Source organism: Haloarcula marina, assembly GCF_024218775.1.
In the GTDB taxonomy this organism is placed as follows: Archaea; Halobacteriota; Halobacteria; order Halobacteriales; family Haloarculaceae; genus Haloarcula; species Haloarcula marina.
This window is the reverse complement of record NZ_CP100404.1, coordinates 690,348-717,311: the sequence shown is the minus strand read 5'-3', so window position 1 is coordinate 717,311 and position 26,964 is coordinate 690,348. Positions and strand designations below refer to the sequence as shown.

Below are 26,964 nucleotides of genomic sequence, written 5' to 3'. Positions count from 1 at the left end.
CGAGTAGTATCGTCGGCTATGCCAGAACTGGGCAAAGTCGACCGCGAGTTCTTCGACGAGTACATCTACCCGAACCTGGGGGCCGAACGCGACGACGTGACGCTCGGCCCGCAACACGGCGTCGACTTCGGCGTCGTCGACATCGGTGGGCAGGCCGTAGCGATGGCGAGCGACCCGGTGTTCGTGATGCCGTCGCTCGGGTTCGAGCGAGCGGCGTGGTTCGCGTTCCACATCCTGATGAGCGACGTGGCCGTCTCGGGCCTCCCGCCGACGCACCTCTCCGTCGACTTCAACCTGCCGCCCGAAATCACGAACGAGGAGTTCCGGACGGTGTGGGAGACGTTCGACGCGGAGGCCCGCGACCTCGGCGTCTCCGTCGTCACGGGCCACACGGGCCGCTACGCCGGGTGTAACTACCCGATGGTCGGCGGCGCGACGGCCCTCTCCGTCGGAGAGTTCGACGACATCGTCCGGCCCGACGGCGCGCAGGTCGGCGACCGCGTCGTCATCACGAAGGGGCCTGCAATCGAGGCGACGGGCCTCCTCTCCATCCAGTTCGAGTCGCTGATGGCCGACGCGATGGACGCCGAGGCTATCGACGCCGCCACCGGCCGCTTCTACGACATGAGTCCCGTGAAAGACGCGCTGACCGCCGCCGCGGCCGGGCCGGTGACGGCGATGCACGACGCCACCGAGTGTGGCATCTACGGCGGCCTCTACGAAATCGCCCGGGCGGCGGGCGTCGGCATCGAACTGGAGACCGACCGCGTGCCGATGCAACCCGGGGTCGCCGAGGCCTGTGACTTCTTCGGTATCGACCCGTGGATATCCATCAGCGAGGGGACCCTGCTGGCGACGGTGTCGCCCGAGGGCGTCGACGACGTACTCGCGGCCCTCGACGCGGAGGACATCCCCGCCGCCGACGCGGGACGAGTCACCGATGGCTCTGGACTGGTGGTGGACGGTGAACCCACAGACCACCCCGGGGTCGACCCGTTCTGGGGGACCTTCGAGGAGTATCTGGGAAAACTACAGGGGTAATTCAGGCGCTTGTTCGTTCCGACGAGGGGCCTACTTCGACCGCATAACTGGACTGAAGCCACGCTTCGGGGTTGTCCGTGTCGTAGACGACGACGTCGCCGCCGCCGGTCGTGAAACTGCCGTACTGCTCATCTGCCTCGCCGGTGTCGTTCGGAGCCGGTTCCATTGTCGTGCATCGATGTGTGGGGGGTTCTCACACATAAGCGTTTCCCGGGTATGATAACAAGTATTATTAGCATACTAGGATGGTGTTTAGATTGCCGGATTCTGTCACCGTACGGGTATTCTCACTCAGTCGTCACTCCCGGGTTACCGACCGACGGACGTGACACATCAGCACCGCTTTGGGGCCACCGGTCGACCAACGGGTATGCCACGAGCACCTGCACCGGTCACGCCACCGGTCGTCTTGACCATCGCCGGAAGCGACTCCGGCGGCGGGGCGGGGATTCAGGCCGACCTGAAGACCATCGAGGCCGGTGGTGCGTTCGGGACCAGCGCCATCACCAGCGTCACGGCACAGAACACGACGGGGGTCCGAGGGAGTCACCTCCTCCCCGTCGACGACATCGAGGCCCAGATTCGGGCGGTCCGCGAGGACTTCGACGTGGCGGCGGTAAAGACGGGGATGCTCGCGACGAGCGACGTAATCGACCTCGTCGCCGCGGAGACGCCCCTGCCGAATCTCGTCGTCGACCCGGTGATGGTCGCCACGTCGGGCGACCGACTGCTGGAACCCGAGGCGGAGGCCGCCTACGAGCGACTGCTCGCCGACGCGGCCCTCGTCACGCCCAACGCCGACGAGGCCGAAGTCCTGACCGGCCGCGACATCGACGACCCGAGCGACACCGAGGCGGCGGGCCGGGACATCGTCGAGATGGGCGCCGACGCCGCCCTCGTGAAGGGCGGGCACGTCCCCGGCGACGAGGTCGTCGACGTACTGGTGACCGACGACTCGGTGACGACGTTCCGCCACGAGCGAGTCGACACCGAGGCGACCCACGGGTCCGGGTGCACGCTCTCGTCGGCCATCGCGACCAGACTCGCCCACGGCGACGACCTGCGGGACGCCGTCGCGGCCGGTATCGACCTGTTGGCCCGCGCGGTGCGGTACAACCTCGACGTGGGCGAGGGACCGGGCGCGGTCCACCACGCCGTCGAGACGCGCAACGAGGCCGCCCGCCACGAGACGAGCGAGGCCGTCGAACGCGTCGTCTCGGCGCTCGTCGACCGCGACGTGTCGACCCTGGTCCCCGAAGTCGGGATGACCGTCGCCGGGGCGACGCCCTACGCCGAGACGCCCACCGAGGTGGCCGCCGTCGAGGGACGCATCACCCGCACGCTGGACGGCGTCCGTCCCAACAGGGGCGTCCGCTTCGGCGCGGGCGGGCCCGTCGCGCAGTTCCTGCTCGCCGCCCGCGAACACGACCCGGCGCTCCGCTACGCCGTCAACTGCCGCCTGACCGACGGCGTCGAGGACGCACTGAGGGACCTCGCTGGGTCCGTCTCGGGGTACGACCCGAGCGAGCGACCCGACGACGTGACGCGCGAGGCGACGACGGCGTGGGGCGTCGACGCGGCCTTCGAGTCGAGCGGCGAGACGCCCGTCGCCATCGTCGACCACGGCGAGGTGGGCGTCGCCGGGAGCGTCGTCTTGCTCGCCGCCGACGCGGCGACGCTGCTGGGACACGTCGAAACGGTGCTGGCGGTCGTCGAGTAGTCAGTCCGTCTCGCCGCCGCCCTCGATGGCCGCCCGTCGAGCGATGGCCGCCTCGAAGAAACTCTCGGGCAGGTCCTCGATGTCGCCCGCCTGCACCCGCCAGAGGTTCGCGTAGAGGCCCTCCTCGGTCAGTAACTCGTCGTGGGTCCCCGACTCGACGATACGCCCGCCTTCGAGGACGAGGATAGTGTCGGCGTCTTTCACCGTCGAGAGGCGATGAGCGATGGCGACGGTAGTCCGGTCGGCCGCTAACCCGCGGAGGCTCCGCTGAATGATGGCCTCCGTCTCCGTATCGACGTGGCTGGTCGCCTCGTCCAAGACGAGGATAGCGGGGTTCTTCAGGAAGGTGCGGGCGAGGGCGATGCGCTGACGCTGCCCGCCCGAGAGTCTGACGCCGCGTTCGCCCACCGTCGTCTCGTAGCCGTCCGGGAGGTTCTCGACGAACTCGTGGGCGGCCGCTCGGCGGGCCGCCGCCTCGATTTCGGCGTCGGTGGCCTCGAAGGTGCCGTAGGCGATGTTCTCCCGGACGGTGCCGTAGAACAGGAACGGTTCCTGTGCGACGTAGCCGACGGCGCGCCGCAGGTCTGCGATGGCCAGGTCACGCACGTCGTGACCGTCGAGACGGACGACGCCCGCCTCGGGGTCGTACAGTCTGACGAGCAGTTTCACCAGCGTCGACTTCCCGCTCCCGGTCGGACCGACGATACCGACCGTCTCGCCCGGTTCGACGGCGAAGGACACGTCGCGGAGAACCGGCGGCGCGTCGTCCTCGCCGTCCCCGGAGTCGTACCGGAACGTGACGCCGTCGTACTCCACGCGACCCTCGACGGTCGGGAGCGCGACGGGGGATTCGGGGTCGCTCACGCCGGGTTCGGCCTCCAAGAGGGCGTACACCCGGTCGCTGGAGGCCCGGGCGCGCTGGTAGTTGTTGACGATTTGGCCGAACTGAGCCAGCGGCCAGATGAACTGCTGGGTGTACAGCATGAACGTGACGAACGCGCCGGGCGAGACGGTCCGGGCGAACGGCGTCGGCGGCCCGTTCAGCACCCAGAACGCGCCGGCGGCGAACGTCAGCGCGAAGCTCAGTCCAGAGATGACCGACAGGCCGGGGAAGAACGTGATGCGGGTGCGGATGGCGTCCCAGTTGGTGTCGTAGTACGACTGGGAGGCCTCCCGAACCCGGTCGGCCTCGTAGGCCTCGGCGTGTTCGGTCTTGATGACCTCGATGCCGCCGACGTTGTTCTCCAGTCGGGCGTTCAGGTCGCCGACGCTCGCTCGCATCTTCGCGTACTTGGGCTGGATGCGGCGGACGAACAGCGCCGTGAAGACGGCCAAGACGGGCACCGCGGTCAGCGAGACGAGCGCCAGCCACGGGTTCAGCGAGAGCATCACGAGGCCGACGCCGACCACCAGCGCGACCAGTCGGAGGAACGAACTCACGCCGTCGGTGAGAAACGACTCCAGTTGGTTCACGTCGTTGTTCAGTACCGAGAGGAGTTCGCCGGTGCGCGACTGGTCGAAGAAGGCGCGGTCTTGGGCCTGCAGTCGCTCGTAGGCGTCCGTCCGGAGGTGGTGTTGGATGTTCTGGGCGAAGCGGTTCCACCCGTAGTTCTGGAGCCACGAGGCCACCGCTCCCGCGAGTGTGGCGGCGACGAGTACCGCGACAGCGAACCAGAGTTGGGCCGCTGGCGTCGTCGGCAGGAGCGACGCGGGAACCAACGGGAGTTCGAACGGGCGGGCCCCGAGGAGGACGGCGTCGATAGCCAACCCCAACACGAGCGCCGGGAGCAGTCCGGTCGCCCGCGAGAACAGGGCCATTACCGTCCCGAGGACGGCGCTCCACACGTTCTCGCGCCCATAGGCCACGTACAGCCGCCACATCGACCCGCCGTCGGCGGGCGGCAGCCCCGTCGACGCCTCGCTACTCATCGACACCCCCGGCGTGCGTGGCCCGCCTCATTCACACCTCGTGGCGTCGGGCGTGAGACGGTCGGCAGTCGGTGGAGAAGTCACATTGAGGATAGGTGTCCCGGAGCTATGACGGTAGCGGTGCGCTCGGCCGGTTCCAGCACTGTCGCTGTCGAAATCGTCGCAAATCGTGATAGAAATGACGCAGTGGCCGCCGGTCACGGCGGCCCGGCGCGCGTTACAGGTTCGGCTTGAGTCGGATTTCGTCGTCTGTGATCGTCTCGACCTTCCGAGACTCCAGTACGTAGTCGTCGTCGTCCACGTCGGCCCACCCGAGGCGGGACATAATCTTGTCCGTGATGCCCGGGTCCGGGTCGACGTAGGCGTTCCCGCCGCGGAACCCCGAGATGACGCCGATTGCTTCGCCTTTGTGATTCACGACTCGCTTCCCTTCGTCAGTTTCGGTCAGTTTTGGTCTCGCCATCGCACCAGACCATGCCCGGACTGCGGGTATTGTTATACTGAGAGAACCGCCCGGACCCGAATCGCACCGTCGTCCTTACCGAAACTAAGCAGACGTTAGCGCTGTCGGGCGGTCCGTTCGAAAAACGAATCGTCGTTCGGGCGGCGCCTCGGCGACGGCTTCGGGCGGGTCGTCAGTCGTTCCGGTACTCCTTCCGGAAGCCGCGGAACTCCGTTCGGTGGGCCTCCTCGTCGGCCAGAATCGTGACCGCGAGGTCTTCCGTGACGGGGTCGTCGCCCGCTTCGGCGGCGTCGATGAGGTCACGGTATGTCTGGATAGCGTCGTTCTCCGCGTCGAGGACGCCTTCGATGACCGAGAGCACGTCCGTCGAGTCCTCGGGCGGTTGGAGCGAGTCCTGTCGCGCGACGAACTCGGCAGAACCCGGCGGTTGGGCGTCGAGTTGCTTGAGGCGCTGACCCAACTGCTCGGCGTGGCTCAGTTCCTCCTGAATGTCCTGCTGGAGGCTCTCCTTTATTTCCTCTGCACGGACGCCGTCTAAGACGATGGCGTTCGTCTGGTAGTTCATCACCGTCTCTATCTCGTCGCTGTACGCCTTCTGGAGTAGTTCGATGACGCGGTCGTCTGCCATGTTGACAGCTTCGGGTGGACCCCTTAAACAACCCCGGGTCGGCGACCCATCGACTGGATTTCGAAGGGAGATAGCGAGCGAGGTGATGTCAATAAGCCAGACGGTAGCGCAACAGTAATACCGACGTTTCGCCTGCTAGCCGACTACTACTCCGTGCAGTCGAACGAAGGGGGGTCGACCGACCCCCGCCTCCACGATGCGTACGTCGAGCGACACCCCGGCGCGGACGGCGACGTCGTCCTCGTCGGCGCGCTTCACGACCATCCCGCGAGCAAGTACCGCGTCCGGACTATCGTCGAGCGAGAGCGACCCGCAGTTCTCGCGCTGGAACTCCCGCCGCTCACACTGCCGCTCTACGAACACTACGCGGCCGACGACGGGACGCCGCCCCTGTTCGGCGGCGAGATGAGCGCGGCGATTCAGGCGGCCACCACCGACCACGTCGCGGGCATCGACGGTCCCACGCCCGCCTTTCTCCGACGCGTCCTCGCCCGTCTCTACCGCGAGCGGGCGTCGTTCGAGACGGTTCGCGACACTGCCAAGCGGTTCCTCTCGGTGAGCAAGAAGGCGGTGACGGCGCGGTTAGCCGCGACGCTCGCGACGCTTACCACCGTCCAGGTGGCCGTCGACGCGCCGACGGCGTACGGGACCGGGTGGCGCGACGACCCGGCGGACCAGGCCGACGACGAGCGAGAGCGCGTGCGGACCGCGAACGCGATGCTGTCGGCGTTCGAACCGCCGCCCGCCGCCGCCATCCAGACGACGGCCCGCGAGCGACACATGGCCGAGCGACTCCGTGCCCTCCGGCGACACGGCGACGTGGTCGCCGTCGTCGGCATCGCTCACCTCGACGGGGTGGCGGCACACCTCGCAGAGCGCCAGTGAGGCCGACCCACGGTCGTGCGCCGCTCGGACACGACCGGACGGCGCTCTTACTCGGTGAGACGGTACATCTCTCAGCATGAGCGAGACACAGTCCAGCGAGCGGATTACGGTCTACTCCGACTACGTCTGCCCGTTCTGCTACCTCGGACGCGAGTCGCTGCGACAGTATCAAGACAGCCGCGACACCCACCTCCAAATCGACTGGCAGCCGTTCGACCTGCGGAGCCAGAAACGCAACCCCGACGGGAGCATCGACCACGCCGTCGACGACGGCAAAGACGAAGAGTACTACGAACAGGCCAAGCAGGGGGTCCGCCGCCTGCAAGAGAGGTACGGCGTCGAGATGGACCTCGACATCGCCACGGACATCGACTCACTCCCGGCGCAGGTCCTCTCGTACTACCTCAAAGAGCACTCCGACTACGAGACGTGGCTGACGTTCGACGTGGCCGTCTTCGACGCGCTCTGGCAGGAGGGGCGAGACATCGGCGACCGGGACGTGCTGGCCGAACTGGCCGTCGAGGCAGGTGTCGACGAGAGCGAAGTCCGGTCGGCGCTGGACGACGAGACGCTCCGCGAGACGGTGCGCGAGCAGTTCACGGCCGCCCGGCAACAGGGCGTCACCGGCGTCCCGACGTTCGCCTACGACGGCTACGCCGCCCGCGGCGCGGTCCCGCCCGAACAGCTCGAACGGCTGGTCGAAGGAACGTAGCTCAGGCGACCCGATTGTGCAGTGAATCGCCGCGGGCGACGCGCTCGACGTTCTCGCGGACGAGTGCGGCGATGTCCTCGTGGTAGCGATTCGTGGCGGCCGCGCAGTGCGGCGTCATGACCACCTCGTCCGTGTCCCAGAGCGGGTGGTCCGACGGGAGCGGTTCTTCCCAGTAGGCGTCGATAGCCGCTCCCGCGATGCGCTCGTCGTCGAGCGCAGAGAGGAGGGCGTCCTCGACCACCACGTCCCCGCGAGCGACGTTCACCAGATAGCCGTCCTCGGGCATCGCCCCGAAGACGGCGGCGTCGACCATCCCCGCGGTGTCCTCGGTCAGCGGGACGGCGAGGGCGACGAAGCGGGCGTCGGCGACGGCGGTTTCGAGTTCGTCTGGCGCGTAGACGGTGTCGACGCCGGGGACCGATTCGCCGGACCGTCGGACGCCGACCACGTCCATCCCCAGCGCGTCGGCACGGGCGGCGATACCGCGCCCGATTGTTCCAAGGCCGACGACGCAGATTCGCTCGCCGGTCAGCGTGAAGTGGGCGTCGTACGGTTCGTGCCGCCACTCGCGTTCACGTTGCTGGTCGCGGTAGACGTGGAGGCGGCGGGCGAACATGGCGAGGTAGCCGACGACCATCTCGGGAACCGTCTCACCGTGGATGCCGGTGCTGTTGGTCAGCGCGGTGCCCGCCTCGGCGTACGCCGCCGTGTCGAACTCGTCGTAGCCCGCCCGGACCCCGTGCACCCAGTCGGCGTCGAGAAACGCCGCTCGGGGCGAGAACGTCACGACGCAGTCACCGGGGCCGTACGTCTCACCGTCGGCAGTCACCTCGACGGGAACGGCCAGCGACGACAGCGACTCAACGAGCGCCGGGACCGGAAACGCCTGCCCCGTCGACTCGTGGACCGCGATTCGCTGAATGTCCATAGCGAATCGTCGAGGAGCGGGGAGTTAGTCGTTCGGTCGCGAGCGCCGCCGCTGTCGACGGTCACACGAACGGAAGAATTCGGTTCGAACGCGGTGTCAGTCCCGACGGCCGGTTCGAGCGCCGACACGCATCTCGACGTAGCGCGCCGCCCAGGTCTCACGGTGGGTGCGGAACGCGCGTCGTACCGTCGCGATGAGTCCGTCCGTCGGGGCCGGGTCGACCGCGTCGTGACTGTCGTCGATGGACTGCTCTGACTCGAGGGGCCCCTCTGGAAAACTCATTACGTTACTTACTATCACAGCCGGTACAATAAACATTAGGGATACGTAAGCGCGTACGCGGCCGCAGGCGAGATGAACAGTTCATGGGCGCTGAAGGCGAATTTTGCACGAATCATCGGGAGAGATACCGACGGAGACGATAACGCACTTAAGGCCAGATTCACTACACTGGCTTCACGCTTCAATGACCACGTCGTCATCGTCCGGTAGCATCCAGAAGGCATTCCTGAAGTACCAACACGTCTTCGTGTTCCTCGCACCGCTGGCATTCGTGGTGTCGGTGTACTTTTTCGCACCCACGCCCGCCGACGCCGGAACGGGGTACTGGTTGCAGTACTGGTGGCTGTTCCTCGCGTTCATCGTCGGTGCGACCATCGTCAACACCGTCGGCATCAGCGGGTCGGCCCTGTTCGTGCCGTTCCTCATCTTCATCTTCCCGCTGGTGGCCTACGAACTGGAACCCGAGACGCTCGTGAAAATCGGCCTCATCAGCGAGTCCTTCGGCCTCTCCAGTTCCGCGCTGGCGTTCATCCAGTACGGCCTCGTCGACCGCCGACTGGCGCTGACGCTCGTCCTCGGCGGCATCCCCTTCGTCGTCGCCGGCGCACTGCTGTCGTTCGTCATCCCGGCCCCGGTGTTCCACGCGCTGCTCGGCGTCGCGCTCATCGCCGCGTCCTATCTGCTGTTCAAAGCCGACCTCGGCCACGAGGAACCCGGTGCGAGCGGCGACGAGGCCGGTGTCTCCGCCGACGGCGGCCCGGAGGCCGACGGCGGCACCGCCCTCCCGGACGACGACGAGAAACTCGGTCCCGCGGGCGTCGAGAAAGACGACGAGGGCGTCGTCACCCGCGTCGACCGGGACGGCAACGACTACACCTACTCCCACGGCGGCTACCTCGAACGGTTCGCCAACTACAGCATCGGCGGCGTCTTTCAGGGACTCGCTGGCTTCGGTATCGGCGAACTCGGCATCATCTCGATGCTCCGAACCGACGTGCCGGTCCGGGTCGCCATCGGCACGAACCACATCGTGGTCGCGCTGACGGCCGTGCTGGCGTCGCTCGTCCACGTCTTCGGCGGCGGCCTCGTCGGCGGCCACAGCATGAATCTGGCGTCGACGCCGTGGAACATGGTCGTCTGGACCGTCCCGGCGACGGTCACCGGCGGCCAAATCGCGCCGTACGTCTCCGCGAACCTCGACACGGAAATCATCAAGAAGGGCGTCGGCGCGCTGTTCGCGGTCATCTCCGTCGCGCTGTTCCTGATGGCAGCCGGTGCTTTCTAGTTCGGGGCGACCCCACCTTCACGTATGTACGACGACATCCTGTTACCGACCGACGGCAGCGACGGCATCGCCGCGGCCGCCGACCACGCCGCGAACTTCGCCGAGAAGTTCGACGCGACGATACACGTCCTGTCGGTGGTCGACACGCGCAACCGATTCGAAAGTCCGACGAGCGGCCTCTCACAGGAGGCGTGGGACGACGCCGAAGCGGAGCGCGCCGAACGCGCCGTCGCCGACACTGTCGCGCGCCTCCCCGACGACATCGACGTGGAGACGAGCGTCGTAGACGGCGTGCCGCGCGCGGAGATTCTGGACTACATCGACGAGACGGGGATGGACCTCGTCGTGATGGGGACCCACGGCCGGACCGGACTGGACCACTACCTCATCGGGAGCGTCGCCGAGAACGTGGTTCGCCGGTCACCCGTGCCGGTGGTGACGGTTCGGCTGGACGGATAGCGAGAGCCTGAGCGGTGGCGAAACCGCTGATACCGCGAGCGGGGACCGAACTGATTCGCGAGTAGCCGAGTCGAGCGAAAAGGAGTTTTTCGTGACTCAGAGCGCCGTCGACGCCGCGTCGGTTCCGCTCTCAGCGGACGGCGACTGCGTCTCGCCGTCGCGGAGTTGGCGGAACGCGGCGGCGATGACGGCGAGCGAGAACAGCGACGCGGGGGCTTGTAACACCGTAATCGCCAGTTGCGACAGTCCCTGCGGGAGCAACAGCGTCCCGAGGACGCCAGCGACGGCCCCGACGAAGCCGAACACCGCGACGAGGAGCACCATGAGGCCGAACAGCGCGAGCCAGTTCCCCTTGCTGAGGCCGTAACTCGACCGGAGCGCGTCGACGAAGTTGCGGTCCTCGACGGCGACGTACGGGACCATGAACAGGAACGCGATGTACGCGATGATGCCGGGGACGACGAGCAGGAGCGACCCGACGAACACGAGGGCGCTGTAGACGAAGCCGCCGACGAACAGGTTCACCAATGCCAGCGGGACGTTCCGCGTGAACGCGCCGGTCGGGAAGTCGTCGCGAGCGTCCGCGACGAACGTCCGCGTGGCGACCAGCGAGAGGTACGACCCGAGAATCGCCCCGACGGCGACGAGTGCGCCAGCGACCGAGAGCGGGACGTCGAGGACGAACGGGAGCGCCGCGGTGACCTCCTCGAAGCCCATCCGGGTGTACACCACGGCGAACACCGTGTTCATCGCGCTCTGGATACCGAGCATCAGGACGAGATAGAGTGCGAACAGTATCGCGCCAGTACGACTGACTAACTGCAGCCCCGCATCTCGCAGGGCGGCACCGATTTGGAGGGACATCGTCCCCCGATTCCCAGAGCGGACACAAAAGCGTTTTTCTGGGGTGAGAGCCGCTCTCAAGCAGTCGTTCGCTCGACGAACGCGGTGAGGTCGGCAGTCGGAACGAATCCGTCGGCCCGCCGGTCGACGAGTTCGCCGTCTTCGAACAGCAGGAAGGTGGGGACGCTCCGCACGTCGAAGGCGGCGACGGCGTCTAAGTCCGCTTTCGGGTTGAACACGACGACGGCGGCGTCGGTCGAACGGGCGACGCCGTCCAGAATCGGTTCCATCGACTGGCAGATGGCACAGCCCTCGGTGCGGACCATCACCAGCACGCGGTCGGCGTCGGCGAGAACGTCGTCGAGTTCCGCGCGGGTTCGGACCGTCACCGGGCGTTCGTAGTTTGACGTGGGCATACCGACCCTACGCGGTCGAGCGGCAAAACGGCGTGGACGGTGGCGGGCGGGCAGGCGGGGAGCGGAGCGCATATGCGTCCCGAGATGCTGGACTCGCGCATGGACACAGCGCTTGGCCCGCCCGCACAGATGGCCGAGCAAGCGGACGACCTGACGCCGATGATGGCGCAGTACTTCGAGTTGTGCGACCGGTACGACGACGCCCTCGTGCTGTTTCAGGTCGGGGACTTCTACGAGGCGTTTTGCGGGGCCGCGGAGCGAGTGGCCCGACTCTGTGAGATAACGCTCACCCAACGGACCGACTCCACCGGCGAGTACCCGATGGCGGGCATCCCTATCGACAACGCCGAGTCGTACATCGAGACGCTCTTGGACGCGGGCTATCGCGTCGCCGTCGCCGACCAGGTCGAGGACCCCGACGAGGTCAGCGGCGTGGTCGAACGCGCAGTCACCCGAATCGTCACGCCGGGGACGCTCACCGAGGCGGAACTGCTCGGCGGGGCCGACAACAACTACGTCGCCGCCCTCGCCGCAGGTGAGCGCTACGGCCTCGCGCTGGTCGACATCTCGACGGGCGACTGCTACGCGACCAGCGTCGGCAGCGAAACCGCAGTAGCGGACGAACTGAGTCGGTTCGGCCCCGCCGAAGCCATCGTCGGACCCGACGTCGACGTGGACGAAGAATCGGTGTTCGGGGCGGCGTGTCTCGTTACCGGCTACGACGCCGCCGCATTCGAGCGTGAGCGGGCCGAGGGACGAATCCAGCGATACTTCGGGCCGCCAGAGCGGTTGCTCGCTGGCGACGCCGAGAGACGGGCGTGTGGCGCGCTCTTAGCGTACGCCGAGTACACCCGCGGGAGTTCGGGTGCGGTCGGTCCCGACGGCGAACCGGTCGACCCGGACGTGGACCCCGAGGGGACGCTGGACTACCTCAACCACCTCACGCGGTACGACCCCCGCGAGTACATGTTGCTGGACGCGGTGGCCGTCGAGAGCCTCGAACTGTTCGAGCGCCGCTCCGTCCGAGGCCACGAGAACCGCACGCTGGTGGATACGCTGGACGAGACGGCCTGCGCGCTCGGCCGCCGCGAATTGACCGACTGGCTCCGCCGCCCGCTGTTGGACGAGGCCCGCATCGACGCCCGTCACGAAGCGGTCGACGCGCTCACCCGCGACCCGGCGACCCGCGAGCGACTGCACGACCTGTTGACCGAGGTGTACGACCTCGAACGCCTCATCTCGCGCGTCTCCCGCGGTCGGGCGAACGCGCGTGACCTGCGCTCGCTGGCCTCGACGCTCGCCGTCGTACCGGACGTACGCGAGACGCTGGCGGACGCCGATGTCGACGCGCGCCTGCTGGCTGACTTACACGCGACGCTCGACCCGCTGACCGAAACTCGCGAGGAAATCGAGGCCGCCATCCGCCCCGACCCGCCACAGCAGGTGACCGAGGGCGGGGTCATCCGCGAGGGGTACGACGGCGAACTCGACGACCTGCGGTCGACTGAGCGCTCGGGCAAAGAGTGGATAGCCGACCTCGAAGCGAGCGAACGCGAGCGCACCGGCATCGATTCGCTGAAAGTCGGCCACAACTCCGTCCACGGTTACTACATCGAGGTGACGAACGCGAACCTCGATTTGGTGCCGGAGGACTACCAGCGGCGACAGACCCTGAAGAACTCGGAGCGGTTCTACACGCCCGAGTTGAAGGAGCGTGAGGAGGAGATTCTGCGGGCCGAGACCGCGGCCGACGACGTGGAGTACGACATCTTCTGTGCGGTCCGGGACGACGTGGCCGCCGAGGCCGAACGTGTCCAAGCGCTCGCGGACCGCCTCGCCCGACTCGACGTGCTCGTGGCCTTCGCCGAGGTGGCCGCACGGCACGACTACTGCCGACCGACCGTGGGCGGGGAGGGCATCGACATCGAGCGCGGCCGTCACCCCGTCGTCGAGCGCACCGAAGCCGCCTTCGTCCCCAACGACACGCACCTCGGGAGCGGCCCAATGGGGGACGCCGACGGAGGCGAAACTGACCCCTTCTTCGCCGTCATCACCGGCCCGAACATGAGCGGGAAGTCTACCTACATGCGACAGGTGGCGCTCGTCTGTCTGCTGGCACAGGCCGGGAGTTTCGTCCCGGCGGCGTCGGCCGACCTCCCCGTCTTGGACCGCGTGTTCACCCGCGTCGGTGCGAGCGACGACATCGCCGGCGGGCGCTCGACGTTCATGATAGAGATGAGCGAACTGTCGACCATCCTCTCGGCGGCCACCGAGGACTCGCTGGTCCTCTTAGACGAGGTGGGCCGGGGCACGTCGACGGCGGACGGACTGGCTATCGCCCGCGCCGTCACGGAATTCCTCCACGACGACGTGGGTGCGTACACCCTGTTCGCGACCCACCACCACGACCTGACGGACGCGGCCGCCGACCTCGCGGGCGTCGCGAACCGCCACTTCGAGACCTCCCGTGAGGACGGACGAGTCGTCTTCGACCACGAACTCGCGCCCGGCGCGGCCGCGGCCTCCTACGGCGTCGAGGTGGCCGAGATGGCCGGTGTCCCCGACGCCGTCGTCGACCGGTCGCGCGACCTGTTGGAGCGGACGGGCGATGCGGACACGGGCGAGACGAGCGACCGCGAGACGGTGGCCGGCGCGACGCGGACGAACGGCCACGTCGAGGGTGCGGCGGTCGAGCGTGCGGTCGAACGCGATATCGCCCGCACCCTCCGGGAGACGGACGTTGCGACCATGACGCCAATCGAGGCGCTGAACACGCTCGCCGCCCTCGCCGACCGGGTCGACTGAGCGGACCCGGGCGCCGAATTCCGCAGCAGAAACGAGTTGCCAACTAGTAAGGTACCGTTATTTTACAAAAGTGGTTCTTTCGTAGAGGTATGGCATTGGCAGACCACCACATCGGGTCCGAGTCCTCCGAACCTCCCCTCGTGACGCAGACGCCCGAGTCCACGGAAACTATCTCGGCTACCGTCGTCCGTGCCGTCGCGGCGGTCGACGGTAGACCGGTCGAAACCCTCCCACCACTCATGGACGCCGTCGACCCGGACGCCCTCGACGCCCTGTTCGAGAACACGGAATTCGGCGAAATGGCGTTCGTCTACGCCGACCACCGCATCGTCGTCTCGGCAGACCCCGTCGTCGCCGTCTACTGACGGCGCATGCGCCGTCTCAGGGCGGTTCCAGCGAAACGAACTCCAACCCCTTCTCCGCCAGCAGTTGTCGCGCGCGGTCGGTCACCGACGGCGCGACGAGGATGCCACGGACTTCGGTGTCGGCGTGTAGGTCACGCCGGAGGGCGTCCACGTACCGGTCCAGTTGGCCGACGGCGTCTGGCCCTACCCGTCGGCGCTTGAGTTCGACGACGACGGTCCGCCCGGCCGCGTCCTCCCCGTAAACGTCGACAGCGCCCGCGGGCGTCTCCCGTTCGGTCGCCAGGGGCGTGAAGCCCGATTCGACGAGGTCCGGCGAGTCCAGCACGCGCTCTTTCAGGTCCGCTTCGGTCCCGGTGACCGCCAGTTCCTCCGGGTCAGTCACGTCGAACGCCGCGGCGTGGGCCACCGTCTCGAAGACGATTTCCAGTTCCTCTTCCGGCGTGGTTCGCTCGGAGCGGACCACCAGCGACTCGTCTGCCACCGCGACGCTGTGGTCACATCCCGGCGGTTGCCAGTTCACCGGTTGCTGGCCCTCGTCGGTGTGGACCAGCGCGGCCCCGTCGGGTTTCAGCGTCACGTGTCGGTCGCCCGGAGCGAGCGAACTGGCCGCCCGACCCTCGTACTCGACGCTACAGCGGCCGAACAGCGTCACCATCGCCCCGCGGTCGAACGCCCGCGCGACGAGGTCCCGCGCGGTGTCGGGGGCGGGATAACTCAACGTCTCGACGGCGCTGTCGGCTGTCACGTCTCGCGGTTAGCCGTCGGCGCGTAAAAAGGGCGCGTCGTCGGGCCAGTACCACGCGTCGGCCCGTGCGTCCAGCGCCGCGCGGAGGTCGTCGCGAACCACCTGTGGGTCCACGCCACGGGCGACGGCGTCGGCGGCGCGCGATTTGCGGACGACCCACCACGCCCGGAACGACTCGGGGTCGTCGGTGCGGGCGACCGCCACGTCGTCGGCGTCCCGAAGCGTCGGGTCGAGCCAACAGACGCAGTAGCGCTGGACCCTCCCGTCACAGACGACGACCGCCTCGTACCGCGCGTCGAGCGTCGCGCCGACCGTGCTCGCCGACCACCCCGTTCCCAGGGGGCGTGACTGTGCGATCGGGTCGCCGTCGACGCCCCAGTGGGCCACGCGGCAGTCGTACCGCCCGTCCGACTGCGGAACGACGACCAGCGTCCGCCGACCCATCAGGGTATCCCCGCTTTCGGCAGTGTCATAGCGTCGCTGGCCGCGCCTCGACACTTGAACGCTCGGCCGTCGTCTCGCTAACAGGCATCCCGAGACACGTGTGAACTATGCACAATGCTCAAGTATTCCGTTGTCGTATTGTCACGTATGATGGGGAGCGAATGGTTGTTCGGCGCCATCGCCCTGCTCGTCGGGCTTCACGTCCTGACCATGTTGTACGCCTACCGGCGGCAGGGAGAGCCCGCCGCCCCCACGCAGGCCGAGGGCGACGAGCGACCGCCGCTCGGGACCGACGGAGAGAGCAGGACCGACGGAGAGAGTAGGACCGTCGCCTGTGCGCACTGTGGCGCCACCAACGAGCGGGGCTACCAGTTCTGCCGCGAGTGCATCGCGGACCTCTCGACCGGCGCGCCGCAACGTCACCCACCGGAACACAGTCAGCCCTACTGACGCCCGGCCGTCGCCGACCGTCGTGGCGTGGCTTTAGGTAGTCTCCCCCAGTCCACCCACCTATGCGATTCGGCGTACTCTCGACGGCGAAGATAGGACGAGAATCTGTTATCCCGGCGATTCAGGCGACGAGCCACGACGTCGTCGCCATCGCGTCACGTGACGGCGACCGCGCCCGAGCGGTCGCGGACGACCTCGGCATCGACGAGGCCTACGGCGACTACGAGTCGATGCTCGACGACGCGAACATCGACGCCGTCTACAATCCCCTTCCCAACGCACTCCACGCCGAGTGGACCGAAGCGGCCGCCGATGCGGGCCTCCACATCCTCTGTGAGAAACCGCTGACCGTCGACGCCGCCGAGGCCGCGGACCTCTTCGAGTACTGCGCCGACCGCGACGTGACACTGATGGAGGCGTTCATGTACCAGTTCCACCCGCGAACCCAGCGCGCGCGGGAAATCGTCCGCGAGGAACTCGGCGAGATACGGTCGGTCGACGCCTCCTTCACCTTCCGACTCGACGACACCGACGACATCCGCATGGACCCCAAACTCGCCGGTGGCAGTCTCATGGACGTGGGCTGTTACGCCGTCAGCGGCGTCCGCGGGTTCCTCGGCGAACCCGACCGCGCGTACGGCCACCGCGTCGACTCTCGGTCTACGGGCGTCGATACGACGTTCTCGGGCGTCCTCGAATACGACGACGGACGGACCGCCCGAATCGGCTGTGGGTTCGACACGCCGAACGCCGAACGCTACCGCGTCGAGACCACCGACGGATGGCTCGAAGCCCGGAACTGCTTCGGCCCGGAACCCGACGAGTCGGTGTCGCTCTCATACGCCGTCGACGGTCGCGAAGTGACCGAGACGTTCGGCGCCGTCGACCACTACTCGCTCCAAGTCGACGCGTTCGCGGCGGCTATCGAGGCCGGTGAGACGCCGCGCGTCGACCGCGCCGAGACGATGGGGAACATGCGGACTATCGACGCCCTCGCGCGGAGCGCCGAACTCGGTGACCCCGTCGACATCGTCGGAACGAACTGACCGGCAGACGGGCGAACACCCCCACTTCGGCCAAACGGTTTTGCCGACGGCGGGCCACCAGCGGAGTATGGCGACACCAACAACGGCGCTTCCGAGCGGCGACGAACTCCCGATGGTCGGCGTCGGGACGTGGAACTTAGACGACGAGACGGTCGGCGACTCGGTTCGGGCCGGTCTCGACGCCGGATACGGCCACGTCGACACCGCCGAGGGGTACCATAACGAAGCGGCCATCGGCGACGCGTTGGCCGACTACGAACGCGAGGACGTGTTCCTCACCTCGAAGGTCTTGCCGAAACATCTCGGCTACGAGTCCGTCATCGCCTCCTGTGAGGCCTCGCTCGATCGACTGGGGACCGACTACCTCGACCTGTACCTCGTCCACTGGCCCAACCCAGCCATCTCGCTCCGGGAGACGCTGAACGCGATGGCGACGCTCGTCGACCGCGGCATGGTGCGGAACGTCGGCGTCTCGAACTTCAGCGCCTACCAACTCAGCGCCGCCCACCACATCAGCGACGTGCCCATCGCCGTCAACCAAATCGAGTACCACCCGTGGAACACCCAACACGACGTGGTCGAGTACTGTCGCGAGACGAATACGGTGGTCGAGGCCGCCGCACCACTCGGCCGAACCGAGGTATTCGAAGACCCGACGATACAGGCCATCGCCGACGAGTACGACCGCTCGCCCGCGCAGGTAATCCTCAAGTGGGCCGTCGAGAACGACGTCGTCGTCCTCCCGAAATCCACCTCGCCCGACCACGTCCGGGCGAACGCCGACCTCTTCGGCTGGGACCTCGACCCCGAGGACCACCAACGCATCGACGATATCGGACGCCACCAACCGGTGTACGACCATCCCGCACGCGACTGGTCCAGCGACACCTACGGCATCTCCCAGTAACTCGCGACCGTGGGGCTGCCAACGCTGAACCGATACGACATCGCCGCCCTCGCGAGCGTCGCGGGCCTCCTCGCACTCGCGTACGTCGTCGTGCCCGACTCGACGGTGCAGTACGGCGCGTGGCTCCTCGTCTTCTGCATCTGGATGGCGTGGTTCGTCGCCTTCGGCGCTCGCTGGCTCTACGGCGAGTAAGTCAATACAACTCACTTATGAAAAACACCCGACTCGAAGGGTTTACTCGATTCCGTGTCAGCGAGATTTTATTTACTCCCGGTCGGTATAGACAGGTGATGCCTCGCATCGAAGTCTCGGAGAACCTGTACCGGCAACTCGAGGACGAAGCCAACGGCGACACAATCGACGACACGCTCTGGAAGATGGTCGGCACGTACCGCCGCAAGCACAACCCTGAATCAGACCGACGATAGTACCGCTGCGCAGTCAGCTTCTTTGCCAGAGCGAACGCTGGTTAGCGTCGCGTCCCGTACCAGCGTGAGCGCCGTCCGTGCGCCCAGTCCAATCACTCGAAATAAAAATACGTCGGGTGCGTTCAGACCGTCTTCCAAGCCCCTCTGATGTCCTCTTGGGACATCTCTGTGTCATGCGTCTCTTGTGCGTGTTGTTGGACGACTTCGATGAGTTCCTCCTCGTTTTCGGAACGAATCATGAAGTCACAGTCGTACCCTGCGTCTCGACAGACGATTTCTTTCGCCATCTTCGTGTACCTCCACTAGACCGGACGCAGGCGAGATATTTCGTTACAACACCACTATTGCTCGTCGAACAGACCGTCCGTCGAGAAAGGCCGCCTTGCGTGGCGGGCTAGTTGCGGTTAGTCCTCATCGTGACCTTCCCGCTGGATTTCGCCTGCCTCCTCAACAGACACCGTAATCCAATCCCCGTCGTCGTCGAATTTCAGTTGGACCATTCCCTCGGGAATGTCCGCCTCCACCGTCGTCGAGTGAGTCTCTACGAGATGCTGTGCATACTCCGGCCACGCCGCCTCTTCCGAGGGGGCGATTGCGCGCCACGAACACTGGGGGTGTGAACACCGTAACATGTCGTTACCGCGCGTTGGATAGCAGCCGCTATCAGCGTTACCCATACCTGACAACGGCTAAGACACAATTACGGACACCTTCAAAACCATTGGTCAGTGCCACCGCTCGTCATATATGCAAAAAGCCCGCGAGAGCGATTACTCTCGCGGGCCTCGAATGAATAGGTATGAATGGTGGCGGCGAACCAACGTTCCCAGAGGCTCGCGCACTCCAGTACTTACTGGAACGCTGGCGGGCTTATCTTCCGTGTTCGGGATGGGTACGGGAGGCAACCCCGCCGCTATGGCCGCCTAACGCCGAGTCACGGAGTCGAACCGTGATGCTCCAACTCGGTCAGTCGATGAATTCGTACGTGCGATCCAGTTTGCGCCTGGACTCGTTCAGCCGACGAGTAATCGTCGGTGAAAGGAGTCACAGTGCGTATGAATGATGGCTTTGGTCTGTTAGTGCTCGCGGGCTCAACACTTCGTTACCTCAGTGCTTACACCCCGAGTCTATCTACCGCGTCTTCTACGCGGGACCTCGACGGTGTCTCTTTTCCAAGTGGGTTTCGAGCTTAGATGCGTTCAGCTCTTACCCCGTGTGGCGTGGCTGCCCGGCATTGCCTTCTCAGACAACCGGTACACCAGTGGCCACCAATCGTAGTTCCTCTCGTACTATACGATCGTTCTCGTCAGACACCATAACACACCCAGTAGATAGCAGCCGACCTGTCTCACGACGGTCTAAACCCAGCTCACGACCTCCTTTAATAGGCGAACAACCTCACCCTTGCCCGCTTCTGCACGGGCAGGATGGAGGGAACCGACATCGAGGTAGCAAGCCACTCGGTCGATATGTGCTCTTGCGAGTGACGACTCTGTTATCCCTAGGGTAGCTTTTCTGTCATCAATTGCCCGCATCAAGCAGGCTAATTGGTTCGCTAGACCACGCTTTCGCGTCAGCGTTCCTCGTTAGGAAGAACACTGTCAAGCTATCTTTTGCTCTTGCACTCTTCGCCGGGTCTCTGTCCCGGCTGAGATAGCCTTAGGGCGCGCTCGATATCTTTTCGAGCGCGTACCGCCCCAGTCAAACTGCCCGGCTACCGGTGTCCTCCTCCCGGAGTGAGAGTCGCAGTCACCGACGGGTAGTATTTCACTGATGCCTCGGTGGCCTGCTAGCGCAGGTACCTGTGTAGCGGCTCCTACCTATGCTGCACATCGGCGACCACGTCTCAGCGACAGCCTGCAGTAAAGCTCCATAGGGTCTTCGCTTCCCCCTGGGTGTCTCCAGACTCCGCACTGGAATGTACAGTTCACCGGGCCCAACGTTGGGACAGTGAAGCTCTGGTTAATCCATTCATGCAAGCCGCTACTGATGCGGCAAGGTACTACGCTACCTTAAGAGGGTCATAGTTACCCCCGCCGTTGACGGGTCCTTCGTCCTCTTGTAAGAGGTGTTCAGATACCCGCACTGGGCAGGATTCAGTGACCGTACGAGTCCTTGCGGATTTGCGGTCACCTATGTTGTTACTAGACAGTCCGAGCTTCCGAGTCACTGCGACCTGCTCCGTTCCGGAGCAGGCATCCCTTATCGCGAACTTACGGGACTAACTTGCCGAATTCCCTAACGTCGGTTGCTCCCGACAGGCCTTGGCTTTCGCCGCCATGGACACCTGTGTCGGTTCTCGGTACGGACATTATGCTCGTCTTTTCACGGGCCCCAGGTTGAATCACGTTTCCCTATCTCGCCGTTCGTCCGCTTCCTGCCGTTATGGCTTCCACGGAGTTTGACGATTCGACCGGGCGAAAGCCCGGCGTGATCGACCCCAGGGCGTCGACTTTCAATGCATAATGGCACGGGAATATTAACCCGTTTCCCATGTCGTCATAGTCGAGTTACGGTATGACTTAGGACCGGCTAACCCTCAGCTGATCAGCAGTGCTGAGGAACCCTTATCCATTAGGCCGTCGGGGTTCTCACCCGACTATCGCTGCTACTATGGCCAGGATTTTCGTCACTTATCGGTCCACAGGAGTTCTCACCCCTGCTTCCATCCAATAAGAGCGCCAACCTACTCGGTCACCTTGTGACAGGTGCGGGTGGGTCTCGGTGGTGGATTTGAGTCCCGATCATTTTGGGCGCCTCAAACCTCGGCCGGTAAGCTGTTACGCTTTTCTTAGAGGGTAGCTGCTTCTAAGCTCACCTCCCGGCTGTCTAGGGCTCGAGACCACCTTCAGAGGATTACACTTAATCCACACTTGGGGACCTTAACCTACCTCTGGGTTGTTCCCCTCCTGGTGCACAGGCTTACCCCGCACACCGGAATCCTCACGTCAACGGCGTTCGTAGGTTTGGAGTTTGACAGGTGTGCCGACTCCTCTCGGAGGCGGTCACACCAATCGGTCGCTCTACCCCACGAACTACCTCGGTGAAGGTCATGCTTCGACATGTTTCGGTTGGAACCAGCTGTTGCCGGACTCGATGGGCCTTTCACCCCTACACATAGATCACGAGAGGGTATTGTAGGACACCAACTCTAACAGGCCTCCACGTGCCTTTCGGCACGCTTCGCCTTGTCCATGCGTAGATCGTCCGGATTCGGGTCGTGTCCGTCTGGCTCCCCGCCCTTGAAGACGGCGGCCCTCGCCGTGAGGCTGCGGCCATGTCGGTTTCCCTGTGCCTCCCCCGATGCTCGGGTTAGACTTGCCATACAGACACACTCCCTGGCTCGTTTTTCAAAACGTACGACGGAACACCGGCTTCCCGTGAGTCTTACTGTATCTTCGCAGATATGTCATTTCTCAGGGGACCTTGTGTGCCCCGTCGCTCCATCGCCAACTGAGTTCAAGCTCTATTTCACCTCCCTTCTGAGGGTACTTTGCAGCGTTCGTTCACACTACTTGTGCACTATCGGTCTCGAGGAGTGTTTAGCCTTCGCAGTCGATGCCTGCGTTGTTCGCGAGGGATTTCCAACCCCCGCTACTCCGGAACTGACGCACGCCGTACTGGCCTTCATTACGGGATTGTCACCCTGTTTCATACCCTGTTCCAAGGGATTTCATGAAGACGGTCAAGCGATGAGAGTCAGTCCAAACACCACATTGGTCGTGAAACCTTCGGTTTGGGCTGTATCGCGTTCACTCGCGGTTACTGACGACATCACGTTGCGTTTTCTTTTCCTCCCGATACTGAGATGTTTCAGTTCTCGGGGTTCCTCATTGCGCGAAGCAATTGCTGAGGAGATTCTCATTCGGAAATCCTGAGTTCTTAGCCTCCGTGCGGCTCCCTCAGGCTTATCGCAGCTTGGCACGTCCTTCTTCAGCTCTCGAGCCGAGCTATCCACCAGCTGGCATAGTAGCCAACGTCGTTGTGACTCGTTAAACTGAACGAGTCCAGTGGACGCCTGGATCGCACGTACACACGGTTTCATACTCGCCCCCAAGGTGGTAGATGGTAGGCGAATCGACCCTTCCCAGCCGCGGTTTCACCCGGGTTGGTGCATCAGTCGTCGCACCCATACCCGAAGGCATGAGTGCGAGATACGGACCCGTCGGGAGTTGCACCCGACATCCCCGTGAGGGGATTCCGTCTCGGAGCGGTCTTGTGAGCCCAAGGGCCCATACAGTGGTCAGCGTACGCTCTGACAGTGCGGGTGGCAAAAGCCACCAGTGTAAGGTGGGTCGAGGCAGAGCCTCGATCCCGGTCTGTAGGAGGTGATCCAGCCGCAGATTCCTCTACGGCTACCTTGTTACGACTTAAGCCCCCTTGCGGAGCCCAGATTTGACCTGGGTATCCAGGCCTCATCCGGACCCCACTCGGGTGCTTTGACGGGCGGTGTGTGCAAGGAGCAGGGACGTATTCACCGCGCGCTTCTGACACGCGATTACTACCGAATCCAGCTTCATGCGGGCGAGTTTCAGCCCGCAATCCGAACTACGACCACGTTTGGAGATTAGCGCCGCCTCTCGGCGTAGCATCCCACTGTCGTGGCCATTGTAGCCCGCGTGTTGCCCGGTCCATTCGGGGCATACTGACCTACCGTTGCCCGTTCCTTCCTCCGCTTTAGCAGCGGCAGTCTCCGTAGTGTACCCAACTACCACGTGGGTATTGCTGGCAACTACGGATGCGGGTCTCGCTCGTTGCCTGACTTAACAGGACGCCTCACGGTACGAGCTGACGGCGGCCATGCACCTCCTCTCAACAGCTCGAGTAAGTTCGTCAAACTGACTGTCGTTACTGTTGTCGGGACCGGTGAGATGTCCGGCGTTGAGTCCAATTAAACCGCAGGCTCCTCCGGTTGTGGTGCTCCCCCGCCAATTCCTTTAAGTTTCATCCTTGCGGACGTACTTCCCAGGCGGCTCGCTTATCGTCTTCACTACGGCACATCACGCACTCATGGTGCGTGACATACCTAGCGAGCATTGTTTACAGCCAGGACTACCCGGGTATCTAATCCGGTTCGAGACCCTGGCTTTCGTCCCTCACCGTCGGGTCCGGTCTCTCGACGTGCTTTCGCCATTGGTGGTCCGTCTAGGATTACAGGATTTCACTCCTACCCCAGACGTACCCGTCGAGTCTCTCGGCCCCAAGCTGTGTAGTTTCCACCGGACGCCCGCCAGTTGAGCTGGCGGATTTCCCAATGGACTTACACAGCAGGCTACGGACGCTTTAGGCCCAATAAAATCGGCCATCACTCGGACTGCCGGTATTACCGCGGCGGCTGGCACCGGTCTTGCCCAGTCCTTGTTCCTGAACCACCTTACGGTTCAGAAAAGCGAGGACTATATGCCCTCGCACTCGGAGTCCCCCTATCGCACTGGCGTGCAGTGTAAAGGTTTCGCGCCTGCTGCGCCCCGTAGGGCCCGGTATCTTGTCTCAGATACCGTCTCCAGGCTCTTGCTGTCACAACCTGTACCGATTATCGGCATGGTGGGCCGTTACCCCACCATCTACCTAATCGGCCGCAGCCACATCCTACAGCGCCTGAGCGTTTCCAACTCTCGGCACTCCAGCATGAGAGTTGTATCCGCTATTGGCCTCAGTTTCCCGAGGTTATCGCGGTCTGTAGGGTAGTTTGGCCACGTGTTACTGAGCTATATGCCACGAATCTGAATTCGTGCGACTAGCATGGCTAAATCGGACTCCGATAGCAATGGCCTCCGGCAGGATCAACCGGAATGTGCTGACTAAGTCAGCGGCGGAAGTGGTTGCACTCCGTCGGAAGCGTAACCCATCGACTCCTACGTCGATGGTGACTACTGTATGGGTCCGTGGGCTCACATCAGATTCCATCTTGACGGCGGACCGCAGGGGTGGAATCCTCATACTCTCGAAGTCCCGCGAGGGACTTCTGCGAGAGACACCTCGCATAGGTCACGAGGCGTCGCGTCGTCCCGGTCCGTTGCGGCCCGGGGCGACCTTCGCATCATATCCGATGGGAGGGGTATACATAAATGACTCGTCTCGCGGCCGCCCTGTGCAAGCCACACATAGCCCACACGTGAGGCGGTTACACGGTCATCGAGACGGCGGTACACTGCATGGAACATCTATATAAACCATCCAGCACGCACCCAATCGAGCCAGTTCTTTCACCGACCGTCGCGGATACTTCGACGTACGTAGGATTCCCCGACGCTATGGAGTCGACTACCCACAAACGCACACACAGGGGACGGCGGTGCGGTTGTCACCACCGACGGCCCGACGACACCGCCGATACCCGGTAACACTCACGTCAGCACGCACTGAAGTAGCCGCGGCGCGTACAGGTCGGCAATGGCAGACCCGACACCCACACCCGGTATTCACCACGTGACCTGTATCGCGGGCGACCCACAGCAGAACATGGACTTCTGGGTCGAGACGCTCGGCCTCCGGTTGGTCAAGCGGTCCATCAATCAGGACGACCCCGGGACATACCACTTCTTCTTCGCGGACGCGGAGGGGACCCCCGGAACGAGCATGACGTTCTTCCCGTGGGAGGACCTCTCGCAGGGGAAGGTCGGTTCGGGACAGGTCTCTCGAACGGCCTTCCGCGTCCCCGAAGGGAGCCTCGACTACTGGGAACAGCGGTTCGACGAGTACGGCGTCGACTACGACGACAGGGTCGAGCGCTTCGGCGAGACGGTCCTCCCCTTCCGCGACCCTGACGGCCTCCCGGTCGAACTGGTCGAAGTCGAGATTCCGGAGGACGACCCGACGGTTCCGTGGACGGAGTTCGTCCCCGAGGAGTACGCGATTCGCGGATTCCACTCGGTGACGCTGTGGCTGGCCGACCCGGAACCGACGAAAGACCTGCTGGAGACGATGGGCTTCGAGGAAGTGGGCACCGAACAGGCGCAAGGCGACACGCCCGGCGACGAGCGAACGCGCTTCGCGGCGGCCGGTCCCGTCGGCGCGTACGTCGACGTGCTCCCCACCATCGAAGGCGGGCGACAGGGCCACGGCACGGTCCACCACGTCGCGTTCCAGACGCCGACGGACGAGGACCAGGCGGCGATGCGCCAAGCCGTCCAGTCCGAAGGACTGCGTCCGACCCAGCAGATAAACCGCCACTGGTTCCGCTCGGTGTACTTCCGGGAACACGGCGGCGTCTTGTTCGAACTCGCGACGAGCGAGCCGGGCTACACGAGCGACGAACCGCTCGAGGACTTGGGCGGCCGCCTCGTCCTCCCCGGAAAGTTCGAGAACCGGCGCGACGAAATCGAGGCGGGACTGACCGACGTGACGGTTCCGCGGGCCGAACAGGCCGAAGCGGACGACTGAGACGCGCGGCACACCAGCAGTATTTTGCGGCGTGCTACCGATTGACGGCTAACGGATGGACCGAAGCAGGGGGGACGACCGACCTGGAGAGCACTCGAACCCGACCAGACGGCGATGGCTCGCGTCGCTCGCAGCGGCCAGCGTCGGCGGCCTCGCTGGCTGTAACTTTCTCGATGGTGACGGGACGACGCCCGCGGAGGAGCCTTCACTGTCGTCGACCTCACCGGCGACGACGCCGTGGTCGCCGACAACGAACTGATGGCGGTCCGTGAGTTCCTCGACGACCGCACCGTGCGCGTCTACGCGGGGTTCGGCACGCGCGTCGGCGCGGGCGACCGACTCGTCGCCGCGAGCGACCGACTCGAACGCAAAGGGATGCTCCCGGCGGTCGAAGCAGTAGACGAACGCGGCGGCGGCGTCACCGGCGACCCCGTCAACCCGGAGTCGATTACGTTCACCGAACCCGTTCGGGACCGACTCGCCACCGGCGACGCACTCACCGGGGCCCGGATGCAGAACGCCGAGACGGTGGTGCGAGACACGAGGGTCCGGTCGACGCGGGCGCGGTTCGTTCGCCTCGGCGGCGTGGCCGGCGGTCTCGTCGAGGACAACACCTTCGTGGGGACCAACAGTGACGGCGTCGAAATCGCCGACGCCGAGTCCGTCACGGTGACCGAAACGACCGTCACTGCGCCGGGACTGCTCCGCGGACCGGACATCGGTCAGTAGGGCATCGGACTGCGTAACGTCCACACGGCTGGCATCGAACGGACCCGCGTCGAGACAGACGAGCAAGAGAC

General features: G+C 64.9%; 28 protein-coding genes and 3 rRNA genes. 16 read left to right on the top strand and 15 right to left on the bottom strand.

The features are described 5' to 3' along the window. The first annotated feature begins 18 nt into the window (after positions 1-18). Positions 19-1,041, top strand: a complete 1,023-nt coding sequence (locus tag NJQ44_RS03695) for an AIR synthase family protein (protein WP_254273332.1) — start codon at positions 19-21, stop codon at positions 1,039-1,041. A gap of 1 nt (position 1,042) precedes the next feature. On the opposite strand, the gene NJQ44_RS03690 is transcribed toward NJQ44_RS03695, so the two are convergent. Next, positions 1,043-1,207 carry a DUF7331 family protein gene (locus tag NJQ44_RS03690; RefSeq protein ID WP_254273331.1) on the bottom strand — a complete coding sequence of 55 codons (165 nt, stop codon included), beginning with the start codon at positions 1,205-1,207 and terminating at the stop codon, positions 1,043-1,045. A gap of 204 nt (positions 1,208-1,411) precedes the next feature. On the opposite strand from NJQ44_RS03690, the gene thiD reads away from it, so the two are divergent. After that, entirely contained in the window at positions 1,412-2,761 is a 1,350-nt protein-coding gene (thiD, locus tag NJQ44_RS03685) for a bifunctional hydroxymethylpyrimidine kinase/phosphomethylpyrimidine kinase (RefSeq protein WP_254273330.1), read from the top strand. Here thiD and NJQ44_RS03680 read toward each other — a convergent pair whose 3' ends face one another. The 3 genes from NJQ44_RS03680 to NJQ44_RS03670 all read right to left on the bottom strand — a co-directional run bounded on the left by NJQ44_RS03680 (position 2,762) and on the right by NJQ44_RS03670 (position 5,781). Further along, positions 2,762-4,690, bottom strand: a complete 1,929-nt coding sequence (locus NJQ44_RS03680) for an ABC transporter ATP-binding protein (RefSeq protein WP_254273329.1) — start codon at positions 4,688-4,690, stop codon at positions 2,762-2,764. It lies immediately after the preceding gene. Positions 4,691-4,907: 217 nt separating this feature from the next. After that, positions 4,908-5,153 (bottom strand): DUF8593 domain-containing protein, encoded by a 246-nt coding sequence (locus NJQ44_RS03675; protein ID WP_254273328.1) that lies wholly within the window; start codon positions 5,151-5,153, stop codon positions 4,908-4,910. Positions 5,154-5,325: 172 nt separating this feature from the next. After that, the gene (locus NJQ44_RS03670) at positions 5,326-5,781 is read right to left on the bottom strand and encodes a ferritin-like domain-containing protein (protein ID WP_254273327.1); all 456 of its coding nucleotides are present in this window, start codon (positions 5,779-5,781) and stop codon (positions 5,326-5,328) included. A 153-nt stretch (positions 5,782-5,934) separates the two neighbouring features. On the opposite strand from NJQ44_RS03670, the gene NJQ44_RS03665 reads away from it, so the two are divergent. Together NJQ44_RS03665 and NJQ44_RS03660 are read left to right on the top strand one after the other, a co-directional pair. Beyond that, complete coding sequence (locus NJQ44_RS03665) at positions 5,935-6,666, top strand: TraB/GumN family protein (RefSeq protein ID WP_254273326.1); 732 nt, start codon at positions 5,935-5,937, stop codon at positions 6,664-6,666. 76 nt (positions 6,667-6,742) lie between these two features. Further along, the gene (locus NJQ44_RS03660) at positions 6,743-7,378 is read left to right on the top strand and encodes a DsbA family oxidoreductase (protein WP_254273325.1); all 636 of its coding nucleotides are present in this window, start codon (positions 6,743-6,745) and stop codon (positions 7,376-7,378) included. Position 7,379: 1 nt separating this feature from the next. Here NJQ44_RS03660 and ddh read toward each other — a convergent pair whose 3' ends face one another. Together ddh and NJQ44_RS03650 are read right to left on the bottom strand one after the other, a co-directional pair. Continuing rightward, the gene (gene ddh / locus NJQ44_RS03655) at positions 7,380-8,306 is read right to left on the bottom strand and encodes a D-2-hydroxyacid dehydrogenase (protein WP_254273324.1); all 927 of its coding nucleotides are present in this window, start codon (positions 8,304-8,306) and stop codon (positions 7,380-7,382) included. A 96-nt stretch (positions 8,307-8,402) separates the two neighbouring features. Beyond that, positions 8,403-8,588 carry a hypothetical protein gene (locus NJQ44_RS03650; protein WP_254273323.1) on the bottom strand — a complete coding sequence of 62 codons (186 nt, stop codon included), beginning with the start codon at positions 8,586-8,588 and terminating at the stop codon, positions 8,403-8,405. A 184-nt stretch (positions 8,589-8,772) separates the two neighbouring features. Here NJQ44_RS03650 and NJQ44_RS03645 point away from each other — a divergent pair, with 184 nt between their 5' ends. After that, a complete protein-coding gene (locus tag NJQ44_RS03645; protein WP_254273322.1) occupies positions 8,773-9,873 on the top strand; it encodes a sulfite exporter TauE/SafE family protein in 1,101 nt (366 codons plus the stop codon). 24 nt (positions 9,874-9,897) lie between these two features. Then, complete coding sequence (locus NJQ44_RS03640; RefSeq protein WP_254273321.1) at positions 9,898-10,332, top strand: universal stress protein; 435 nt, start codon at positions 9,898-9,900, stop codon at positions 10,330-10,332. A gap of 96 nt (positions 10,333-10,428) precedes the next feature. Here NJQ44_RS03640 and NJQ44_RS03635 read toward each other — a convergent pair whose 3' ends face one another. Next, positions 10,429-11,196, bottom strand: coding sequence for a DUF7847 domain-containing protein (locus NJQ44_RS03635; protein WP_254273320.1), 768 nt, complete (start codon positions 11,194-11,196; stop codon positions 10,429-10,431). A gap of 56 nt (positions 11,197-11,252) precedes the next feature. After that, a complete protein-coding gene (locus tag NJQ44_RS03630; protein ID WP_254273319.1) occupies positions 11,253-11,591 on the bottom strand; it encodes a thioredoxin family protein in 339 nt (112 codons plus the stop codon). A 99-nt stretch (positions 11,592-11,690) separates the two neighbouring features. On the opposite strand from NJQ44_RS03630, the gene mutS reads away from it, so the two are divergent. Both mutS and NJQ44_RS03620 read left to right on the top strand, forming a co-directional pair. Then, positions 11,691-14,396, top strand: coding sequence for a DNA mismatch repair protein MutS (gene mutS, locus NJQ44_RS03625; RefSeq protein WP_254273318.1), 2,706 nt, complete (start codon positions 11,691-11,693; stop codon positions 14,394-14,396). Positions 14,397-14,485: 89 nt separating this feature from the next. Continuing rightward, positions 14,486-14,761 (top strand): HalOD1 output domain-containing protein, encoded by a 276-nt coding sequence (locus NJQ44_RS03620; protein WP_254273317.1) that lies wholly within the window; start codon positions 14,486-14,488, stop codon positions 14,759-14,761. Positions 14,762-14,777: 16 nt separating this feature from the next. On the opposite strand, the gene nucS is transcribed toward NJQ44_RS03620, so the two are convergent. Both nucS and NJQ44_RS03610 read right to left on the bottom strand, forming a co-directional pair. Continuing rightward, complete coding sequence (nucS, locus tag NJQ44_RS03615) at positions 14,778-15,506, bottom strand: endonuclease NucS (RefSeq protein WP_254273316.1); 729 nt, start codon at positions 15,504-15,506, stop codon at positions 14,778-14,780. Positions 15,507-15,515: 9 nt separating this feature from the next. Next, entirely contained in the window at positions 15,516-15,950 is a 435-nt protein-coding gene (locus NJQ44_RS03610) for an immunoglobulin domain-containing protein (RefSeq protein ID WP_254273315.1), read from the bottom strand. 147 nt (positions 15,951-16,097) lie between these two features. On the opposite strand from NJQ44_RS03610, the gene NJQ44_RS03605 reads away from it, so the two are divergent. The 5 genes from NJQ44_RS03605 (at position 16,098) to NJQ44_RS03585 (ending at position 18,781) form a co-directional block, all read left to right on the top strand. Then, positions 16,098-16,400, top strand: coding sequence for a DUF7577 domain-containing protein (locus tag NJQ44_RS03605; protein ID WP_254273314.1), 303 nt, complete (start codon positions 16,098-16,100; stop codon positions 16,398-16,400). 62 nt (positions 16,401-16,462) lie between these two features. Continuing rightward, positions 16,463-17,446, top strand: a complete 984-nt coding sequence (locus tag NJQ44_RS03600; RefSeq protein ID WP_254273313.1) for a Gfo/Idh/MocA family protein — start codon at positions 16,463-16,465, stop codon at positions 17,444-17,446. 67 nt (positions 17,447-17,513) lie between these two features. Beyond that, positions 17,514-18,353, top strand: coding sequence for an aldo/keto reductase (locus tag NJQ44_RS03595; protein WP_254273312.1), 840 nt, complete (start codon positions 17,514-17,516; stop codon positions 18,351-18,353). 9 nt (positions 18,354-18,362) lie between these two features. Next, positions 18,363-18,545 carry a hypothetical protein gene (locus tag NJQ44_RS03590; RefSeq protein WP_254273311.1) on the top strand — a complete coding sequence of 61 codons (183 nt, stop codon included), beginning with the start codon at positions 18,363-18,365 and terminating at the stop codon, positions 18,543-18,545. A gap of 98 nt (positions 18,546-18,643) precedes the next feature. Next, the gene (locus NJQ44_RS03585) at positions 18,644-18,781 is read left to right on the top strand and encodes a hypothetical protein (protein ID WP_254273310.1); all 138 of its coding nucleotides are present in this window, start codon (positions 18,644-18,646) and stop codon (positions 18,779-18,781) included. A 122-nt stretch (positions 18,782-18,903) separates the two neighbouring features. Here the strand turns inward: NJQ44_RS03585 and NJQ44_RS03580 are convergent, their stop codons facing one another. From NJQ44_RS03580 to NJQ44_RS03560, 5 genes are all read right to left on the bottom strand, one after another. Then, positions 18,904-19,068: a DUF1059 domain-containing protein gene (locus NJQ44_RS03580; protein WP_254273309.1), complete on the bottom strand. Its 165-nt coding sequence runs from the start codon at positions 19,066-19,068 to the stop codon at positions 18,904-18,906. Positions 19,069-19,185: 117 nt separating this feature from the next. Next, positions 19,186-19,413: a DUF1059 domain-containing protein gene (locus NJQ44_RS03575; RefSeq protein ID WP_254273308.1), complete on the bottom strand. Its 228-nt coding sequence runs from the start codon at positions 19,411-19,413 to the stop codon at positions 19,186-19,188. A gap of 172 nt (positions 19,414-19,585) precedes the next feature. After that, positions 19,586-19,708 (bottom strand): 5S ribosomal RNA (gene rrf, locus NJQ44_RS03570). 129 nt (positions 19,709-19,837) lie between these two features. Further along, positions 19,838-22,764: ribosomal RNA gene (locus NJQ44_RS03565) — 23S ribosomal RNA — on the bottom strand. A gap of 340 nt (positions 22,765-23,104) precedes the next feature. Beyond that, positions 23,105-24,575 (bottom strand): 16S ribosomal RNA (locus NJQ44_RS03560). The 16S, 23S and 5S rRNA genes sit together here, the layout of an rRNA operon. 599 nt (positions 24,576-25,174) lie before the next feature. Between NJQ44_RS03560 and NJQ44_RS03555 the strand changes: the two genes are divergently transcribed. Genes NJQ44_RS03555 through NJQ44_RS03545 form a run of 3 tightly spaced genes read left to right on the top strand, consistent with a single transcriptional unit; the run spans position 25,175 to position 26,893 of the window. Beyond that, positions 25,175-26,164, top strand: coding sequence for a ring-cleaving dioxygenase (locus tag NJQ44_RS03555; protein WP_254273307.1), 990 nt, complete (start codon positions 25,175-25,177; stop codon positions 26,162-26,164). Between the two features lie 55 nt (positions 26,165-26,219). Beyond that, the gene (locus NJQ44_RS03550) at positions 26,220-26,423 is read left to right on the top strand and encodes a hypothetical protein (RefSeq protein WP_254273306.1); all 204 of its coding nucleotides are present in this window, start codon (positions 26,220-26,222) and stop codon (positions 26,421-26,423) included. Beyond that, a complete protein-coding gene (locus NJQ44_RS03545) occupies positions 26,402-26,893 on the top strand; it encodes a hypothetical protein (RefSeq protein ID WP_254273305.1) in 492 nt (163 codons plus the stop codon). Before NJQ44_RS03550 ends, NJQ44_RS03545 begins: the two co-directional genes overlap by 22 nt. Positions 26,894-26,964: the final 71 nt, after the last annotated feature.

What these genes read in the sequence shown, in the direction of transcription:
- NJQ44_RS03635 (WP_254273320.1), bottom strand. Translation starts at nt 11,196, where the DNA reads ATGTCCCTCCAAATCGGTGCCGCCCTGCGAGATGCGGGGCTGCAGTTA.
- NJQ44_RS03580 (WP_254273309.1), bottom strand. Translation starts at nt 19,068, where the DNA reads ATGGCGAAAGAAATCGTCTGTCGAGACGCAGGGTACGACTGTGACTTC.
- NJQ44_RS03675 (WP_254273328.1), bottom strand. Translation starts at nt 5,153, where the DNA reads ATGGCGAGACCAAAACTGACCGAAACTGACGAAGGGAAGCGAGTCGTG.
- NJQ44_RS03680 (WP_254273329.1), bottom strand. Translation starts at nt 4,690, where the DNA reads ATGAGTAGCGAGGCGTCGACGGGGCTGCCGCCCGCCGACGGCGGGTCG.
- thiD (WP_254273330.1), top strand. Translation starts at nt 1,412, where the DNA reads ATGCCACGAGCACCTGCACCGGTCACGCCACCGGTCGTCTTGACCATC.
- mutS (WP_254273318.1), top strand. Translation starts at nt 11,691, where the DNA reads ATGGACACAGCGCTTGGCCCGCCCGCACAGATGGCCGAGCAAGCGGAC.
- NJQ44_RS03695 (WP_254273332.1), top strand. Translation starts at nt 19, where the DNA reads ATGCCAGAACTGGGCAAAGTCGACCGCGAGTTCTTCGACGAGTACATC.
- NJQ44_RS03585 (WP_254273310.1), top strand. Translation starts at nt 18,644, where the DNA reads ATGCCTCGCATCGAAGTCTCGGAGAACCTGTACCGGCAACTCGAGGAC.
- NJQ44_RS03670 (WP_254273327.1), bottom strand. Translation starts at nt 5,781, where the DNA reads ATGGCAGACGACCGCGTCATCGAACTACTCCAGAAGGCGTACAGCGAC.
- NJQ44_RS03620 (WP_254273317.1), top strand. Translation starts at nt 14,486, where the DNA reads ATGGCATTGGCAGACCACCACATCGGGTCCGAGTCCTCCGAACCTCCC.
- NJQ44_RS03660 (WP_254273325.1), top strand. Translation starts at nt 6,743, where the DNA reads ATGAGCGAGACACAGTCCAGCGAGCGGATTACGGTCTACTCCGACTAC.
- NJQ44_RS03555 (WP_254273307.1), top strand. Translation starts at nt 25,175, where the DNA reads ATGGCAGACCCGACACCCACACCCGGTATTCACCACGTGACCTGTATC.
- NJQ44_RS03650 (WP_254273323.1), bottom strand. Translation starts at nt 8,588, where the DNA reads ATGAGTTTTCCAGAGGGGCCCCTCGAGTCAGAGCAGTCCATCGACGAC.
- NJQ44_RS03600 (WP_254273313.1), top strand. Translation starts at nt 16,463, where the DNA reads ATGCGATTCGGCGTACTCTCGACGGCGAAGATAGGACGAGAATCTGTT.
- NJQ44_RS03595 (WP_254273312.1), top strand. Translation starts at nt 17,514, where the DNA reads ATGGCGACACCAACAACGGCGCTTCCGAGCGGCGACGAACTCCCGATG.
- NJQ44_RS03645 (WP_254273322.1), top strand. Translation starts at nt 8,773, where the DNA reads ATGACCACGTCGTCATCGTCCGGTAGCATCCAGAAGGCATTCCTGAAG.
- NJQ44_RS03575 (WP_254273308.1), bottom strand. Translation starts at nt 19,413, where the DNA reads ATGTTACGGTGTTCACACCCCCAGTGTTCGTGGCGCGCAATCGCCCCC.
- NJQ44_RS03690 (WP_254273331.1), bottom strand. Translation starts at nt 1,207, where the DNA reads ATGGAACCGGCTCCGAACGACACCGGCGAGGCAGATGAGCAGTACGGC.
- NJQ44_RS03605 (WP_254273314.1), top strand. Translation starts at nt 16,098, where the DNA reads ATGATGGGGAGCGAATGGTTGTTCGGCGCCATCGCCCTGCTCGTCGGG.
- NJQ44_RS03610 (WP_254273315.1), bottom strand. Translation starts at nt 15,950, where the DNA reads ATGGGTCGGCGGACGCTGGTCGTCGTTCCGCAGTCGGACGGGCGGTAC.
- NJQ44_RS03640 (WP_254273321.1), top strand. Translation starts at nt 9,898, where the DNA reads ATGTACGACGACATCCTGTTACCGACCGACGGCAGCGACGGCATCGCC.
- NJQ44_RS03630 (WP_254273319.1), bottom strand. Translation starts at nt 11,591, where the DNA reads ATGCCCACGTCAAACTACGAACGCCCGGTGACGGTCCGAACCCGCGCG.
- NJQ44_RS03550 (WP_254273306.1), top strand. Translation starts at nt 26,220, where the DNA reads ATGGACCGAAGCAGGGGGGACGACCGACCTGGAGAGCACTCGAACCCG.
- ddh (WP_254273324.1), bottom strand. Translation starts at nt 8,306, where the DNA reads ATGGACATTCAGCGAATCGCGGTCCACGAGTCGACGGGGCAGGCGTTT.